The sequence below is a fragment of the Streptomyces sp. NPDC046821 genome, from assembly GCF_040645335.1.
Taxonomy (GTDB): domain Bacteria; phylum Actinomycetota; class Actinomycetes; order Streptomycetales; family Streptomycetaceae; genus Streptomyces.
Genome location: NZ_JBEYYB010000023.1, coordinates 62,737 through 79,794, shown reverse-complemented (window position 1 = coordinate 79,794; position 17,058 = coordinate 62,737). Strand labels below are relative to the sequence as shown.

Annotated in this window: 15 protein-coding genes and 1 pseudogene; 10 read left to right on the top strand and 6 right to left on the bottom strand. The window is 70.0% G+C overall.

The features are described from left to right. Positions 1-80: pseudogene (locus ABZ893_RS34320) on the top strand (NUDIX hydrolase); the annotation flags it as partial. Positions 81-173: 93 nt separating this feature from the next. On the opposite strand, the gene ABZ893_RS34315 reads toward ABZ893_RS34320, so the two are convergent. Continuing rightward, the gene (locus tag ABZ893_RS34315) at positions 174-1,046 is read right to left on the bottom strand and encodes a helix-turn-helix transcriptional regulator (protein WP_361411917.1); all 873 of its coding nucleotides are present in this window, start codon (positions 1,044-1,046) and stop codon (positions 174-176) included. 537 nt (positions 1,047-1,583) lie between these two features. Between ABZ893_RS34315 and ABZ893_RS34310 the strand changes: the two genes are divergently transcribed. From ABZ893_RS34310 to ABZ893_RS34270, 9 genes are all read left to right on the top strand, one after another. Continuing rightward, positions 1,584-1,910 (top strand): transcriptional regulator, encoded by a 327-nt coding sequence (locus ABZ893_RS34310; RefSeq protein ID WP_361411915.1) that lies wholly within the window; start codon positions 1,584-1,586, stop codon positions 1,908-1,910. A gap of 1 nt (position 1,911) precedes the next feature. Then, positions 1,912-2,931, top strand: coding sequence for a hypothetical protein (locus ABZ893_RS34305; RefSeq protein WP_361411913.1), 1,020 nt, complete (start codon positions 1,912-1,914; stop codon positions 2,929-2,931). Then, positions 2,931-3,638, top strand: coding sequence for an ATP-binding protein (locus tag ABZ893_RS34300; protein WP_361411911.1), 708 nt, complete (start codon positions 2,931-2,933; stop codon positions 3,636-3,638). Before ABZ893_RS34305 ends, ABZ893_RS34300 begins: the two co-directional genes overlap by 1 nt. 120 nt (positions 3,639-3,758) lie before the next feature. Then, positions 3,759-4,325, top strand: a complete 567-nt coding sequence (locus ABZ893_RS34295; RefSeq protein WP_361411909.1) for a WhiB family transcriptional regulator — start codon at positions 3,759-3,761, stop codon at positions 4,323-4,325. Then, entirely contained in the window at positions 4,322-5,389 is a 1,068-nt protein-coding gene (locus tag ABZ893_RS34290; protein WP_361411907.1) for a DUF2637 domain-containing protein, read from the top strand. Before ABZ893_RS34295 ends, ABZ893_RS34290 begins: the two co-directional genes overlap by 4 nt. 101 nt (positions 5,390-5,490) lie before the next feature. After that, on the top strand, positions 5,491-5,715 hold the full coding sequence (locus ABZ893_RS34285) for a hypothetical protein (RefSeq protein ID WP_361411905.1): 225 nt from the start codon (positions 5,491-5,493) through the stop codon (positions 5,713-5,715). Beyond that, positions 5,712-6,377, top strand: a complete 666-nt coding sequence (locus ABZ893_RS34280; protein ID WP_361411903.1) for a MobC family plasmid mobilization relaxosome protein — start codon at positions 5,712-5,714, stop codon at positions 6,375-6,377. Before ABZ893_RS34285 ends, ABZ893_RS34280 begins: the two co-directional genes overlap by 4 nt. Next, on the top strand, positions 6,377-8,149 hold the full coding sequence (locus tag ABZ893_RS34275) for a mobilization protein (protein ID WP_361411901.1): 1,773 nt from the start codon (positions 6,377-6,379) through the stop codon (positions 8,147-8,149). Before ABZ893_RS34280 ends, ABZ893_RS34275 begins: the two co-directional genes overlap by 1 nt. A gap of 79 nt (positions 8,150-8,228) precedes the next feature. Next, on the top strand, positions 8,229-8,660 hold the full coding sequence (locus tag ABZ893_RS34270; protein WP_361411899.1) for a hypothetical protein: 432 nt from the start codon (positions 8,229-8,231) through the stop codon (positions 8,658-8,660). Positions 8,661-8,830: 170 nt separating this feature from the next. On the opposite strand, the gene ABZ893_RS34265 is transcribed toward ABZ893_RS34270, so the two are convergent. From ABZ893_RS34265 to ABZ893_RS34245, 5 genes are read right to left on the bottom strand one after another with little or no spacing between them, the layout of a single operon-like run. Continuing rightward, complete coding sequence (locus ABZ893_RS34265; RefSeq protein ID WP_361411897.1) at positions 8,831-10,231, bottom strand: DUF6177 family protein; 1,401 nt, start codon at positions 10,229-10,231, stop codon at positions 8,831-8,833. Further along, positions 10,228-14,202 carry a type VII secretion protein EccCa gene (gene eccCa / locus ABZ893_RS34260; protein WP_361411895.1) on the bottom strand — a complete coding sequence of 1,325 codons (3,975 nt, stop codon included), beginning with the start codon at positions 14,200-14,202 and terminating at the stop codon, positions 10,228-10,230. Before eccCa ends, ABZ893_RS34265 begins: the two co-directional genes overlap by 4 nt. Beyond that, positions 14,199-15,311 carry a hypothetical protein gene (locus ABZ893_RS34255; RefSeq protein WP_361411893.1) on the bottom strand — a complete coding sequence of 371 codons (1,113 nt, stop codon included), beginning with the start codon at positions 15,309-15,311 and terminating at the stop codon, positions 14,199-14,201. Before ABZ893_RS34255 ends, eccCa begins: the two co-directional genes overlap by 4 nt. A 50-nt stretch (positions 15,312-15,361) precedes the next feature. After that, the gene (gene eccD / locus ABZ893_RS34250; RefSeq protein ID WP_361411891.1) at positions 15,362-16,741 is read right to left on the bottom strand and encodes a type VII secretion integral membrane protein EccD; all 1,380 of its coding nucleotides are present in this window, start codon (positions 16,739-16,741) and stop codon (positions 15,362-15,364) included. A gap of 16 nt (positions 16,742-16,757) precedes the next feature. Next, the gene (locus tag ABZ893_RS34245) at positions 16,758-17,045 is read right to left on the bottom strand and encodes a hypothetical protein (RefSeq protein WP_361411889.1); all 288 of its coding nucleotides are present in this window, start codon (positions 17,043-17,045) and stop codon (positions 16,758-16,760) included. Positions 17,046-17,058: the final 13 nt, after the last annotated feature.

Here is a 17,058-nt window from a genome sequence, read left to right as displayed (position 1 = left end):
ATCTCGTACCGCTCTCACTGCGCCACTACCTCGACGGCAACATCGAAGGCGTCCGGGCGATGCACGCCCCGGATCTGGGCTGCTCGGGTGACGCCGCACTGCCGTCGCGTCGTTTGCCCCAGGCCCGGCTACATGCAGCAACCGAGCTGCTGCCGGCCGGGCCGACTACGTCGCTACCCGTCTACCTCTGGAAGCTTGTGCTTCAGTTCCCCGACGAGCTCGGTGATGCGGGCCATCATCTCGGCGGACAGCCCCGCGCTGTTGCCACGGGCAGCCAGCCCGAGGATCTGGCCTCGGCGGATCGAGCCGAGGAAGCGCATCGCCTCCAGGAAATCGCGGGCCGCAGGGTTGAGTTCGGCATCGTCCTGGAAGAGGCGGGGATCCACCTGGAGGGCCTGGCTCAGGCCGTCGCGCACTACGTCGGAAGCCTCGGTTGTGGCACCGGTGCGCAGAGCGACGATGTCGTCGGCGGTGACGGCCGCCATGCCCGCATGCTCATTGACGACCCGCGCGATTTCCTCGTCAGAGGGCGCCTCTTGGTCCGCGTACCCGTACTTCAGGAGATACGTGATCTTTTCCCCGACCGTGCGAGGCGCGGACGCCTGCTCGGCGGGGACAGCGGTGCGGGGACGCACACCGAACGAATGGTCCTGGGCGCTCAACAACTCCTCGACGGTCACTCCGTACGCCTCTGCGAGCGGCTGCACGTAAGCGTCGCCCAGACGACGCCGGCCCGTTTCCGCGTTGCTCACCGGCACGCGGCTCGTGCCGATGATCGCAGCGGCCTGGGCCACGCTGAGGCCGGCATCACATCGCAGGAGCTGCAGGTCCGGCGGGCCATCATGAGGGAAAAGAGCGTCGAGTGGCTGATCGAGCGCTGCTGCGATCGAGGGGAGCTTCTCGCCCCTGGGGAAATCCTCGCCTGTTTCCCAGCGCGCGACGCTGGGGGCGCTGACGCCCACAATCTCGGCCAGCTGCTTCTGACCGAGATCCTTGCCCCGCCGGACAGCGCGTACGCGTCTGCCGTCGAACTGACGTGGGGGCACATGAACTCCTGCAGGGTGGCGATCGAGCCTCGGGCGGTCGTGGCGGTGTTTGAGGCCACTGTAATCCAGGCTTGATACATCTGCACAACTAACGTACGTTTCTGTTTCGCGCCTGGAGGTCGGCTCCAGACCTCCATGGTGCCAGCCCCTGGAGGTCTGGGGTGCCGGGGATACCGGGGGATGGACTTGCCGCAGGTCGCTACGTATGTTCGTCGTCCCCCGCCGGGCAGTGGCCGAGGCAGGGACGGAACGGGTAGACGGAGGCCCGACTGACGAGGCCGTGAAACGCCGAGGTCGCGCACCCCTGCCCGCGGAGGTCCCGCCGTATGCCCGATGAGAGACAGGCCAGAGAGGAGGCGGGGCGAATGCGAGCGCACGGTCCGTGACCTGGCTCGGAAACTGAAACCGGCGCCCGGGAGGTACCAACTCCCAAGCGCCGGGCTGGCACCCCGAGGGGCGCCAATTCACATCACGCGGGCGGCAGGGCTTCTTGCACGAGACCGCCGCACCGCGCTCCTACGAACAACGGAGTATTTCATGCTCGCCACGCCGAGCGGAACCCCAGCCTGCCCGGATACAGGCCGCCGGCACCGCCTCGCCGCCCAGCTCGCCGACATGATTCCGGGCGCGGCAACCATCCGGGTCAGCCTCACCGACCCGAAGCAGACGTGGCCCCACCTGCGCGTCATCGTCAAGGGCGAAGCTGGGAAGACCATAGCGCTGTCCCGCACCACTGCCATGGTCGCCGGTCGCTGGATCCTGCGGGTCTGGCCGGAGGTGGACTGGACGCGACCGCATACCTTCAAGCCCGATGACGCCAGCCTCACTCCCAGCGAGCTGATCGCTCCTGGGCGCGGGTGCTGACATGGCGCGGATTCGAACCATCAAGCCGGAGGCATTCACCTCCGAGTCGCTCGCCGAAGTGAGCGTCGACGCCGAGCGGACCTTCTTCGGACTGCTCACTCAGGCCGACGACCATGGCCGTCACCGCGACAACGCCGCGATCATCGCCGGGCTGCTCTGGCCCCTTCGTGCCGAGCACACGTCGGTCCACGTCGAAGACGACCTCCACCAGCTCGCGAACGCCGACCTGGTCTGCCGGTACACCGGCTGCGACGGCCGCCGTTACCTCCACATCGTGACCTGGTCCGACCACCAGAAGATCGACAAGCCGAGCCAGTCCCGACTGCCCTCCTGCCCCCAGCACCAGGCCGCCGACCGCTGCGCCCCCTGCAAAGGCACCTGCACCAAACAGACCGAAGGCTCGGCCACCGCTCCCCGAGGACTCACCGAGACCTCGCCGAACGCTCCCCGAGCCCTCGATCTACCCGCCAGGGCCACCTCGACGTCTGCCGGGCGCGCGGACGGGTCTTCCGCCGACCAGCGGGAAGTCCCCTACAGCGCGGGCGGCGCTCGTAGCAGGACTGGAGCGAAAAACGCAGGTCAAGGCGCATTCTCCGAGGGTTCCCCGAACCTACCCCGAAGTGTCGGAGAGGGCTCGGCGCCTGGATCTAGGATCTTGGATCCTGGATCTCTTGTCCCTACGGGGCGCACAGCGCCCGCAGCCGGCATCTCGGCCAACCAGCTCGTCGGCGAGTACGTCGCCGCGTGCGACGAGCGCCCGCCCAGCGACGTGATCGGGCACCTCGGGCGGATTACCAAGAAGCTCCTGGCCGAGGGCATCTCTCCGGAGTACATCCGGGCCGGGCTGACGAATTTCGCGGCCAACCCCAAGCACCCGAGCGTGCTGACCAGCATGGTCAACGAGGCCATGAACGCCCGCTCCGGCGGTTTGGCGAGGCCGGTAATCCGGCCTAACGTGCCCGCACATCAGGCGTGGACCAACCCGACCGACGCTGCCGCCGCCTACGCCGAGGAGCTGTGATGCGTACCCGTAATCGCGAACCGCAGCTGCTGGGCAGCGAGGGCGCCGTGGACCGCATGGCTCAGATCCTGGCCGCCCGCAACATCGACCCGGTCCGCATCGACGCACTCCCCGACGAGCCCGAGCCGTTCTCCCCGCTGGACGCCTTGCTGACCGCGATGCCTCCGCGCTACCAGGCGGCCGTCGCCGACCACCCCCAGGTCCTGGACTGGGTCCGGCAGGTCGTCGAGGCGGCCGTCGCCCCCAGCCGGGGAGCACGACGGCAGGTCACCACCGGCCCAAGCCTGCTGATGGCCGGAGTGGTCGGGGCAGGAAAGACGCACCAGGCGTACGGCGCGGTCCGGCGGCTGGTACAGAGCGGAGTCGGCGTGCGCTGGCGCGCGACCACCGCCGCCGACCTGTACGCCGAGCTGCGTCCCCGGCCGGGGGCCGACAGCGAGCGGGAGCTGGCGGCGGTCAGCCGCTGCCCGCTGCTGATCATCGACGACCTTGGCGCGGCCAAGGCCAGCGAGTGGGTCGAGGAAGTGACCTACCGGCTGATCAACCGCCGGTACAACTACGAACTCCCCACCTTGATCACCACCAATCTGGCGATCAAGGACCTCAGGGCCTACCTCGGCGACCGCGTCACCAGCAGGCTCGCCCAGATGACCACCAGGGTCGAGTTCGAGCAGGTCGACCGCAGACGCCACCGCGCCGCCGCCTAACCCACCGCCGGCCGCTACGCCGGGCCGCGCCCTGCGCGCACAGCCCCGAGCACTTTCCTGACCCAGCGCACCCTCTCCGCCGACGCCCCTGCGCGCGTAGAGCGATCGGAGCAACCTCGCATGACCCCCACGACGAACAGCCCCGCCCGCCACCGGTCTCTCGGAGATCAGACCTGGCAGGCCGATGCCGTCTGCCAGAGCACCGAGTACAAGCCGGTAGACCCCGAGACCTTCTTCCCGGAGCCCGACGAGACAGAGAAGATCGCCGTCGCGAAGGCACTGTGCGGCCAGTGCCCGGTCCGCCGCACCTGCCTGGACGCTGCGCTGGAGGGCGGAGACGCCCACGGCATCCGAGGCGGCCTGACCGAGGAGGAGCGTCAGCCACTGCACGAGAAGCTCCCCGGCCGGCTCGACTACAGCCGCGTCAACGACACGATCGCCGGGCGCGACGTCCACCTCACCCAGGCCGAGCGCCGCGCGGTCATCTACGCCGCCTACCGCCACGGAGTGACCGAGCAGCGCCTGGCCTGGCTCCTGAAGGTCACCGAGGAGCATGCCAAGAAGAAGTACCGCGAGACCCGCCGCGCCCTGCGAAACCGAGACATGAAGCAGCGTGAGACGGCCACCCCGCTCCCCGAGACCGACGGCGAGCGCCCGGGCCGCGACGACTTCGGGACGGCAGCATGACCACCACGAGCACGCCGAAGGCAGCGCACATATCCGGCTGGGACCGCGCAGTCGTGATCGCACTGGGCGGCGCGGGGTGCGCTCTGTCGTACGACGCCCTCCAGCAGATGGCCGTCGCCATCCACATCCGAGGCTTCCTCACCTACCTCTTCCCCCTGGTGATCGACGGGTTCATCGCCTACGGCATCCGTGCGCTCCTGGTCCTGCGCGACGCACCGCTGCGCGCCCGCCTCTATGTTTGGGCGCTCTTCGGTACGGCCACCGCCGCCAGCATCTGGGCCAACGCCCTCCATGCGGTCCGCCTCAACGAGGACGCGGTCGCCGGCACCGGTCTCCGGCTCGGGGACATGGTGGTCGCAGTGCTGTCCACCATCGCCCCGCTGGCCCTGGCCGGAGCGGTCCACCTCTACATCCTCATCGCCCGGGGGCCGGTCAACGGCAGTGACCGTGAGGACCTCGGTCAGGCCAGTCACGTGGGTCAGGCTGACCAGCCCGAGGAGATCGCGGTCACCCGGACGGACCGGATCGGTCAGCAGCAGCCGCAGGCCGGTCAGGTCAGCGCCGGGCAGCCGGTCGCCGCCCTGACCGACCGGCCGCGACTGTCCCTGGACAAGCAGACCCCGAGTCCTCGGTCACTGACCGGGGACAGCACTCCGCCGGACAGCAGTAGCCCGGTCACCGGTCACCACGAGCAGCCGCCCCAGGCCGCTGACCTGCCCGGACAGTCGGTCACTCCGCCGCCGTTCACTTCCCGCCCGGCCGCCACCGGCCCGGTCACCGGACGCCAGGACATCCCTGGGCAGGCCACGGGTCGGTCGGTCACCCCACCGCCGGTCACCGGCCGGGACACCCGGACACCCAGTGACCGGGTGTCCGATTCGGACACCGAGGAGCTGCTCAAGATCGCCCGGTCAGCGGTCAGGGCCGAGGACAAGCTGACCCGCAAGGTGGTCGCCCAGGCGATCCGAGGTCAGCAAATCCCGCTCTCCAGCGACACCCTGACCGCCCTGATGGCACAGCTCCGCGAACAACACGGACAGCCAGTCACCACCGCTCGGAACTGACCGCGCACCAAGGAGCGGGTGACCGCACCGGTCACTCCGGCCGGTCACCCGCTCCGCGCAGCCGCCCCACATCCCTCCAACCCAGAAGCAGAGAACACGCGATGCGCACCCATCCGGCCACGCCCGCCGAAGTCGACTCCTGGCTGACCGTCCTGCACCAGCGCGGTCACCTCCACCGCGCCCAGTCCGGCCCCGACACCACCTGGATCGTGCAACACGAGCCGCACGATCGCCCATGGACCCTGCACCACCCGGTCCTGGCCATGGACTGGATCGAGGACCTCGTCCGCCAAATTCAGCAGCAGGACCCGGAGACGAGCCGGTGATCACCAACGACCCGATGGTCACCACCACCGGACAGCAGCGTGACCCCACGACGGCTCCTGGTGGAGCAAGCTATCGCGTACGACGGTCCTACGGCCCGTCGGACGCACTTGCCCCCGCCCCGGAGGGCGGGGGAGGCCTGGCTGGTCCCCGAGCGAGGGCGCACGGGGACCAGCCAGGCAACCGGCACCAGGGGGCGCCGGTCACCGGGGGAGAAGCCGAGCGCGACGATCAGCGTGAGCAGCCGAGCCCGAGCACGCCCGCCTTCCCCGACCGCACACCGCGTCGCCGCACCCGCAATCCGAGCGAGCGCACCCGCAAGACGACTACCCGCCTCTCCGACACGGAGAAAGCCGAGATCACCGCCGCTGCCGCGCAGCGCGGCATAACCGTCGCCCGCTTCCTCGCCACCGCCAGCCTGACCGCCGCCCGCGGCTCGACCGCCCTGCACACCAACGAACAACTCGACACAGCCATCGATGAACTCGCCGCCCTGCGCACCGCGCTGGCCCGCATCGGCAACAACATCAACCAGATCGCCTACGTTCTCAACAGCGGCGGCCACCCGCGCGCCCGCGAACTCGAACACGCTCTGGGCGCGCTGACCCAACTTCTCGCCCGCGTCGACGACGCGGCGAACGACCTGGTGGCCAGGCGGCTGTGATGGTTCCCGACATCGGACGCGGTTCCCGCACCCACGGACTCCTCGTCTACCTCTACGGCCCCGGCAGGCGCGAGGAGCACACCGACGCCCACCTCGTCGGCTCCTGGGACGGCTTCGCCCCCGACCCCGGCCGCGACACCAGCCCCGACCCCAACCCGGAGGTCACCCTCGCCCGGCTCACCGCCGCCCTCGACCTCCGGGTCAAGCAGGTTGGCGACCGCGCGCCCGCCAAGCATGTCTGGCACTGCTCGGTCCGCACCGCCCCCGGCGACCGACGGCTCTCCGACGAGGAGTGGAACGCCGTCGCCCAGCGCATCCTCCACGCCACCGGCATCGCCCCGGAAGGTGATCCCGACGGCTGCCGGTGGATCGCCGTCCGCCACGCGGAAGACCACATCCACATCGTCGCCACCCTGGTCCGAGGCGACCTGCGCCACCCCCGCCTCAATTACGACTTCAACAAGGCCCAGGCCGAATGCCGCAGCATCGAGAAGGAGATGGACCTGCGCCGCCTGAACGCCGGAGACGGCACCGCAGCGAAGAACCCCACCAGCGCAGAGAAGTTCAAGGCCGAACGGACCGGCCGCTCCGAGACCGCCCGCGAGACGCTCCGCGAAGTCGTCCGCCGGGCCCTCGCGGGCGCGGATGACGAGAAGGAGTTCTTCACCCGGCTCTACGAGGCGGGCCTGCGCGTGAAGGTGCGCCACGCCCCGTCCGGTGACGCGCTCGGCTACAACGTGGCCCTGCCCGGCGACCGCAACAGCCACGGCGACCCGGTCTGGTACCCCGGCTCCAAGCTGGCCCCCGACCTCTCCCTCCCGAAGATCCGCCTCCGCCTGGCCGACGCTCCCACCGAGCGGACAACGCCCTCGGCCGTCGACGACCGGACGGACTGGTCGCCGCCCGCCCGAGCACGACGCAGCGCCACCGACATCGCCGAACGAGCCGCCGTCCTCCTGGACCACGACGACGACGGCGCAAACGCCGCCCAGCTCGTCGGCGTCGGAGAACTCCTGGACGCCCTCGCCCAGACTTCCCCGGCCGCCACTCGTACCGAACTGGCTGTTGCGGCACGCTTCTTCGAGCGGGCGACCCGCAGCCACGTCCGAGCACAAGGCGCAGACACGCGGGCACTCCGCTCAGCAGCCCGAGGCATCATCCAGGCCGGCGGAGCCCTCGGACGAGGCGAAGACGGCGGCACCACCGCCATGCTCGTCTCCACCCTCGTCCTGGTCACACTCGCCGCCGCCCGCTGGCACTCCGCCCGCGGCCACGCCCAACAGGCCCACGCCTCCCGCCAGGCCGCCGAGCACCTCCGCACCGCCTACCAACAGGCCGCAGCCACACCCATGCGAGCACTTCACGACCAAGGCCGCGCCCTCCCTGAAGCCGAACGCCGAACCCACGAAGCCACCATCCGGGCGGCCCTGCCCGAAGAGGGGCTGCGAGCTGACCAATCGCCGACGAAGCCCCATGCCCTCACCGCCACCCTTGCCCAGGCCGAGCAAGCAGGCCACGACCCCAAGGCCCTTCTCCAGCAGGCCATCAACATGCGCGAACTCGACACCGCCGAGGATGTGAACGACGTCCTGGTCTGGCGGCTACGCCGACTCGCCCAGCTACCCGCTCACCCGGGCGAAGCGACTCGCCGCGCGCAGGCTGGCACCAGCCGGCCCAAGACTTCGACCGACCGCACCAGCCGCCGGACGGCACCCACGGCCGCAGACCGACCTCCTGCCTCCGACCCGCGCAACCGCGCACCGCGCCGCTGACCACCGTCTGAGAGGCCGGGCAACGGGCCCGCCGGACGCGCTGAAACCCGTCGACAGCCGGTCCCACCAGCTGTTACGGATGAAACAGAAGGACCTAGACCAGGAGATGACGCTCGTGCTCAGAACCACCGACTGCCCCGCAGAACCGACACGCGTCCAGCCCGTCGTCCCCGCCGGCACCGATCCCTTGCTTCAACTCGCTTACGAGACGCAGCCGCCGAGCGGCCCTGGCGCGACGCGCTGCGTAAGCCATCCGCGCGAGCTGGCCCTCTGTGGCATCCCTGCGAGGTGCTCGGCCTGCCGTGCCCGGCGCGACTGGCTACTCATCAACCACGGCCGCAATGTCTGGATCGTTTGCCGATGCAGCAACCAGTGGCTCGAACCCGAGATCAGCCGGGCGGACTTTGACGCCCTGATCGCCATCTCGGACGGGACGACGTACCCCAGCGTTGAGCAGGTCCTCGTCGCCCTCGGCTTCGATGGCTCCTTCACCGGTATCTATCTGGAGTAACGCGGCCTTTCATCGACGGAATACGGACCGCTGGTCGGTGGAATCTCGTCCACGGTCCGTTCGTACCGGCACGCGGTTCACATGTTCTGCGGGTACGTCACTGACGGCCCCTCTGCCAGGGAGACTCTCGTGCAGATCTGCGCGAGAGTCTCTTGATGGTCAACGCAGGATCACGCTTGTTGCAGATGACGCGTCAGGTGCTCAAGAACTGTCCAGGCTCGTGGATCGCTTCCGTCGCTGATGCCGTAGTGCAGGAGTGGGCGGGCATCTGGGCCGAGCTTGACGGGTTGAGCGAGGTTGGGCGGGGTGTTGGCCCGCTCGGTCTCCTGGGTCTCGGCGTGGCCGAGGGTGAGGGTGACCGGGATGGGTGGGGGTTCGAAGTGCGCCGGGACGGAGAGGTCGTGGCGCGCGCTGCGCAGGGACGTGAGGAGGCTGACGAGGCCGTGTTCGGCGCCGAGCTCGGTGGCGAGGGATTCGATCTCCTGCAGCGGCGGCTGCTCGTCACTCGCGTAGCCGAGCGTGAGGGCTATGTCTTCCTCTACACCGGTCGGGGTGCGCAGCACGCGGGCGGTGGCCAGGGCAGGGCGGCCCGGTCTGCCGACGGCGGTCAGCAGGGTGGGCCGGGGTGCGCGTGCGCGAGCGAGTTCGGTCAATTGGCGTGTTGACCAAGGAAGGTTGATCGGTTCGGCGGTGCTCCAGCCCGCCGGGGGATCGCCGGTCAGGTGACGGAAGGCCGTCTCCAGGGCGCCGCCGAGTTGCAGGTCCGCCTCGGCGGCGTGGCGCGTGCGGAGGTTGAGGAGAAGCTGGTGCTCGCCGCTGTCATGGGTCTGCTGGAACGGCTGCGCGACCGGAGTCTGACCGCTTCCGTCGGCGAGTGGGGTGAAGACGCCGTTCTTCCACTGGAGTTCGGCTCCGGAAAGGCCGTCGTACAGGCCGTGTTCGGGGTGCTGGATGACCCAGCGGTTGGGCAGGCCGCGAAGCGCCGTGCGCAGGGGCAGGGTGAGGCGGCTGGTGGGTGGGGTGACGATCTGCAGCGCCCGGTCGGTTTCGGCGGCGTGGAGCAGGGCGTCGGACAGCCAACTGGTCAGGGGGACGATGGGGCGGTCCTGGATGACGACGGCGGCGCGCGGAGTCAGCACGTCGACGGCGGGGATGCCGGTGTCGGGCACGGGGACCGCGGTGATGTCGGAGTCGAGGGGGACGACGTCGGTCATGGTGGTCCCGTGAGGCCAGACGGTACCGCCGAGGACAGTGGCCAGGCGTCCGGCGAACGAGCCGGCGAGGCGTTCCCCTTCTGCGACGGCCGTGGACGCGCGGGCCTCGGTCCACCAGAGCGGTCCGTCTCCGTCGGGTGCGGGGATGCCGAGCAGGCGGTCGGTCTCGCCTCGGGTGTGGATCAGGGTGGGCGCCTCGATGGAGACCAGGGGGCGGCCGTCGGCTGCGCAGAGTTGGATCACTGCGCCCTCCGAGATGGTGCCCACCCGCAGGTCGGGACCGCCTGCGAACAGACCGGCCAGCATGGTAGTCAGGTCCGGCATGGCCGGGGTGAGGGCGATGACGTCCTTGGTCACAGGGTCTCTTCAGCGCTGAGGGCGGTCTGGATGAGCTGGTGGCCACGGCCGCGACGGACCAGGATGCCCCGGCCGGGCGGCTGCTGGGAGGCGTACAGGCCGGGGAAGAGCTGTCCTTCGGCGCGTTCGCCGGCCATGACCAGGGCTGTGGTGCTGGTCTCGCGCAGCGCGGTCAACAGCGGTTCGTACAGGGCGCGTCCGGATCCGGCGGTCCGGCGGGCGATGACGAAGTGCAGGCCTATGTCCTGGGCGGACGAGATGTAGGGCAGGAATGCGGCAAGTGGCTGCTGGCCTGCGGCGGTGAGGATGTCGTAATCGTCGATGAGGATGACGATGCGCGGGCCGGTGAAGGTGGGCCCGGTGTCGACGGCGTCCGGGTCGGCGGTCTCGGGCAGGCGTTTGGCCAGCTCTACGGCGATGCCGGTGGACAGGGCGTCGGCGAGGACGGCGTTGTGGGCGTAGCCGCCGCGGTACGGCTCGGGGATGACGCCCCGCAGGCCGCGCCGCGGGTCGAAGATCCCGAAGGTGAGTTCCTTGTCCGTGTAACGGGCGGTGAGCTGGCGGGCGATGTGGGTGAGCAGGTTGGTCTTGCCGCACTCGTCGTCACCGAGAACGAGCAGGTGCTGGTCGCTGCCGAACAGGTCGAGGAGGACGGGGCCGAGGGTGTCCTGGTCGACGCCGAGCGGGATTCGGGCGGGTTCGGTGGCCACGGAAGGCAGGTGCGTCGCGGGCAGACGGGTCGGCAACATCTTCACGGGCGGGGCGAGTTCGCCGGTCCAGGTGGCGCGGATGGTACGGGCCGCGCGCTCCACGGCGGCCCCGAGGTCTCTCGTGTCCGGTGTGCGGTCGATGCGGGGCAGAGCGACCTGAGCGAAGAGTTTGCCGTCGGTGAGGGCGCGGCCGGGCGTGTCCGCTTCCAGAGTTTTGGAGAGTTTGCGGTCGATGGAGGAGTCGGTCGCGTCATTGAGGTGGAGTTCGACGCGGGTGCCGAACATCGACTGGGTCGCGATGCGCACGTCGTTCCAGCGCAGCATGGCCGCCACGACGTGGACACCGTAGGCGCTTCCGCGCTTGAGGAGTTCGGCAATCGTGTCGTCGAGGTCGGTGAACTCGTCGCGCAGTGCCCCGAATCCGTCGATGAGCAGGACTATGTCGGTGGCGCCGAGTTCGGGCAGGCGGCCTTGGGCGCGTAGGCGGCGAAGCTGGTCGAGAGAGTCGATGCCGTGCAGGCGAAAGGCTTCCTCTCGGGTGGTGAGCATGGCGCGGACTTCGGCCACGGTGCGGGCGACGCGCTCGTGGTCGGCACGGGACGCGATGCCGCCGACATGCGGGAGGTCGGCGAGGGCGGAAAGGCCGCCGCCGGCCAGGTCGAGCCCGTAGACCGCGACTTCCTGCGGGGTGTGCGTGAGGGCCAGGGAAAGGGCGAGGGTGCGCAGCAGGGTGGTCTTGCCGGACTGAGGACCGCCGATGACGGCGGTGTGTCCGCCGGCGGTGGTCAGGTCCAGGCGCCAGGGCTGCTGCCACTGCCTCGTGGGGTCGTCGAGGGTGCCGATCGGTACTTGCAGAGGGGTACGGGAGCGGGGCAGGCGCAGCCCGCGCGCATCGGCCTCGAGGGGACCTGCCGCCTTGTCCAGGGTGGTGGCGTCGGGCAGTGGGGGCAGCCAGATGCGGCGTACCGGCGGTGCTGCGGCGGCGAGTTGGTCCACCATGACCGTCAACAGGCTCGGGCCGGTCTCACGAGGCGTGGCGGATGGCTCATCGACCGGTGCGTCGGGGGTGTGCGGGGTGTTGTACGCCAGATATGGGTGGGCCAGAGGGGCGGCTTCGCGGTCGTCGCTCTGGGTCGGGCCGTGGTAGGTGCCTGAGACGTAGCCGGCCTTGAAGCGTTCGTAGGTGGAGGTGTCGACCTTCAGGTAGCCGAAGCCGGGCAGCGGCGGCAGATGGAAGGCGTCGGTGGTGTCCAGGACCGTACGGGACTCGTCGGCGGAGAAGGTGCGCAGGCCGAGGCGGTAGGACAGGTAGGTGTCCAGGCCCTTGAGTTTGCCGCCTTCGATGCGCTGGCTGGACAGAAGCAGGTGTACACCGATCGAGCGGCCGATGCGGCCGATGGACAGGAACAGGTCGATGAAGTCCGGCTTGGCGGTGATCAGTTCACCGAACTCGTCGATGACGACGAACAGGTGCGGCAGGGCTTCCAGGTCGGGGCGGCTGGTGGCCCGCAGATGGGCGTAGGAACCGATGTCGGCGATGTTGCCGGCGTCCTTGAGGACCTGCTGGCGGCGCTTGACCTCGCCGGCCAGGCTGGCATGAACGCGTTCGACGAGCCCTGCCTGGTTCTCCAGATTGGTGATCATCCCGGCGACGTGGGGGAGCCTGGTGAACGGAGCGAAAGTGGCGCCGCCCTTGTAGTCGACCAGAACGAGGGCGAGGTCCTCGGGCGCGTGGGTCGTGGCCAGGGCGAGCACGAGGGTGCGCAGGAGTTCGCTCTTGCCGGAACCTGTGGCGCCCACGCACAACCCGTGCGGGCCCATGCCCAGTTGGGAGGACTCCTTCAGATCGAGGAGGACGGGTTCGTGGCGGTCGGTCAGGCCGATCGGTACCCGGAGGAAGTCGCGCTCGGTGCGCGGTGCCCACAGCCGCTTGACGTCGAGGTGAGCCGCGTCGCCGATGCCGAGCAGGGACGGGAAGTCGACGGGGCCGGAGACGGGGGTGCCCTCGGTGGCCGACTCGGCGGACAGCCGTAGCGGCGCCAGCATACGGGCGATGCCTTCGCCGCCGGCGAGGCTGACCTGATCGAGGATGCCCTCAGTGGGCGGGTTCGTCGTGTCGCGTAGGTCGTCGACGAGAATGCGGTCCCCGTCCACGGTGATCCGCACACTGATGCGGTCAGGTTCGTGCACCTGGTGTTGCAGCAGGTGGAGGACGGTGATGCCCATGTCCGGCAGGCTCACCGCCTCGTCCGGGCGCGGCAGTTCGGTGGCGACCCCGCCGTAGGTGTCGCTGACCACCAGCAGACGGCCTGCCATGCCCAGCGCATGGTGGGCCGCGAGGCCGCGGCGCACCTCGGCGGCGTACCCGGCGCGCTGTTTGAGGTCGATGGCGCAGTGGCGGGCCAGTTCGGCAAGAGTGGGGGCGATCCGGCGGGCCGGGACCGGGCCGTCGAAGGTCTGCGGATCCAAGGTGTGCGGCAGCCACTTGGCCCAGTCCCACTCCCGCTCGTCGCCGCCGGCCAGCGCGAGGGCGACATCGTCGGGAGCGTGGGTGACGGCCGCCTGTATCAGCAGGGCGCGCGCGACACGGAGGACGTCGTCGCGCTCACCGATGATGCTCACGTTCCCGGCCCGGTCCAGTGGAACGGTGAGGGGGAAGTCGGTAGCCGTGGTGAAGCGGTGTTGCAGCGCGCGAGCCTCGTTCAGCATGAACGGGTCCGGGGGAGTCAGCACTCCTCCGGCGCTGTTCTGTGTGACGGTCAGCTCCTGCACCGCCACGTCGCCGGTCCCGGCCCGAACCTGGAGGAAGTCGGGATCGGTACGGCGGCGCTCCCACAACCTGGCCGGATCCCACACCAGGTCGTACAGGGCCTCGGGCGGCGGGTTGAGCAGGCGGGCCGCCTCGCGCCTCTGACGCTCGGCCGCGCTCAACTCCTCACGCAGCTCCTCCAGGTACTCCAGGTACCGCTCACGCTGGACCCGTCGTGTGCGCTGGGCCTTGCCCCGCTGCGACAGGAACAGGGCAACGGCTCCGAAGAGGGCAACCACCAGGACGATCGCGCCGAGCGCGGCGAACTGGCTGTTCCGGATGATCGTCATCATGACCACGGAACTCATCACGCCGGCCATGGGCAGCAGAGCGGTCGCGGCGTTACCGATCTTGCCTTCCGGCAGGTTCGGGGGCGCCTCGATCGCGCGCGGCTCGGCCGGGGCGAGCGGGCGAGCGGACCGCGCGGGGCGATGCACAAGTTGCTGAGTCATCGCACGCTCACCGCCCGGCGGATCGATTCGGCCGCGAGCTGCACGGCCGCGTCGCGGGTAGCTCGGCTGAGCCGGTCGGCGCGGATGGGCCCTCCCTGAGCGAGATGACGGTCGTAAGGCAGCAGCACCACGGGGACTCCCGGCAGGCGCAGATGTCCGGCGGCCACCTTGGGATCCAACGAGGCATCGGACGATGTGGTGTTGAGGACCACCACCGTCGACTCGAGTGCGGCGTTCGGTAGTTGGGCCAGCCACTCCAGCACTTGGCGGGAGGCGTGTACGCCCTCGGCGGTCATCGGGGCGACGACCACACGAACATGCGCGGTGTCCATCGCCGTCCGCGCCACCTCACCGGGCAGCGACTCGCAGTCCACCACCGTCACTCCGAAGTAGCGGCGCAACGCCAACGTGACGGTCCGATATGTCCGCGTGTCCAGCGGGGCACCGACCCGGCCCTGGCTCGCGGGCAGCAGCCAGCCGCCGTCTGCGACAGGCACCAGATAGCCGGTGACATCGGTGAGCTGCATCGCCGGGGTCAGGATCCGAGCCAGGTCTGAACACGACCAGCGCACCGCCTCGGCGCCCATCCGCGTCGGCAGTGTGCCCAGGGCGGCGTCCGCCTCCAGAGTGAGCACCGGATCATGCCGGTAGTGGTTGAAAGTACGGCCCAGCAGGGCGGAGACGGTCGACTTGCCGACACCTCCGCGGATCGAGGTGACCGCGATCACCCGGCCCGTGGTGACCGGCTGCTGCACCTCTCTGGCCAGGCGCGTCTGCTCCGCGACCTCCTGGCCGCTCGACGCAGCAAGATGGCGAAGCCCGGCACCGGCCCGTTGAGTGAGCGAGTCACCGTGCTGACCGGTCCCCAGAGCGAGCAGGAGACGGGGGTCGACAATCGGCACCGACTGCGGTGCCGGACCGGTCACACCCACTTCATGAGCCTTGCGCGGTCCCTGAGGAACAGGGGTGGGCCGCTGGACAGGTGAAGGCGAGGGCGCGGCGGGCTCGTGCTCGGAGGCCTGGACATTCACCTCGAGCGCAGGCCGGCTCGGGGCATCGGTGCCCAACTCCCGCAGCAGCGCGCGCTGCCAGTCGCTCTCCACAGCCATACCGATCTACCGATCCATCCGTCCTATGTTGCCGCGTCCCCCTGCGAGGGTTACGCGAAGGTGCCCAGCAGCCGCTCGTACACCCCGAACACGCCCAGCACCAGTGGGAACATGGCGATCACCGCCATCGACTCCACCGCATCCCCCAGGCGCCGCAACCGGACCCGCACATGCTCCGCAGGCTCCACGACGAGAACCGCGAGCGGGAACAGCGCCAGCACCACCAGTACGGCCAGTGGCCCCGCAGCAGGACCCCGCCGCATCCATTCCACGATCAACACGAGGCCGACCACGGCCGAAGCGGCGAGAAGCAGCACCACCTGGGCCGTCAGCGGAAACGCCCGCGCACGCAGCGCGACCGCCACCAGTACGACGACGCTCAACAACACAGCCCACACCGAGGCCGATTTCAGCACCAGGACACCGGCGGCAGCTGTGGAGGCGGCAAGAACACCGGTGGCCAGGGTCAACCCGCGATGCGTAGCGGCCAACGCCGTACCCACCTCGTACCGGCTCACCGAAACACCGCCGGTCCGCCGGTCATCCAGCCCGGACAGCCCCGACGTCATCAACGCCACCCGGGGCAGCACTCCCAGCACAACCACACACACGACGGCGACCAAGGCCCCGGCACGGGCCTGCGCGCTGCCGTTCGCCGCGCCGCTCTGGACGGCGAGCGCGGCCTCCCACAGCAACAGGACGGCGAACACCGCCCCGGCTCCGAGCAACGCCCCCCGCCCCAGGCGCGTGAACCACCCGGCGAGCAGCAGCGTCACTCCCACCGCGACGGCAGCGCCGGCCAACCGCACGGCGCCGCTCCAGTCGTAGGCGTCGCCATACGTCCAAGAACCCAGCACGGCGAGTGCGCCGCCGGCACCGATCAGCGCGGCGGCCGGCGCCTGCCGTCGAGTCCGGCCGAACACAGCGCCGGAGATCAGGCACAGCACCGCCACGGCCAGCAGCCCGGCGGCGGCCCCTGAGAGCGCGAACTGGTCGCGGACCAGAACTCCGGCTGCCACAGTCCACACGATGCTCGCGCACCCGGCGACCACGCGCCGCGCAGCGGGGCGCCATCGCCAGGCCCGTTCGTCGAGATCGTCGGCGGTCTCGTCACTCACGTCGTGGACCACCGGAGCGGAGGGCGCGTCCTCGATCCGGACCAGCCGCAGCACCGCACCGTCCGCGACACCCGCGGACTCCAAAGTGGCGTCGTGCGCCAGCGCCGATCCATCCACGGTGACCAGATGCCGCAGCTCGGGCCGCGCGCCCACCTGGTCGTCCAGCAGCCGCAGCACCTCGGGCAACAACACCCCGATCGGCTCCCGCGCGGGCAGCACCAGATCGGCCCGGCGCCGCTCACCGATCAACGTCACACGGCTCAGCGCCGTACGACCGCCATCCGTGGCATGGCTCAAGGACCCCGTAGACATCACGCGTTCAAACCAATCACTGAGAAGAAGCAGAGGGCGACACGGCCGGCGGAGAAGACGGCGCGGTGGTCGTGCCGGACACCCCGTACGGGGACTTGCCGATCACCCGGTGCGACACGAACGACCACCCCACACACCCCGCGCACACCACCGCCGCGATCACGATCCCGGCGAACGCCTTACCCAGCCGCTCATCCCACGACCGCCGCTGACGCTGCGCACCGAACAACAACGCATCCCGGAGTCGACGGCGGCGCACCGCCACCGACTCCAGCAGCTGACTGTCGTAATCCTGGGCAGTCACGGACCTATGTCAC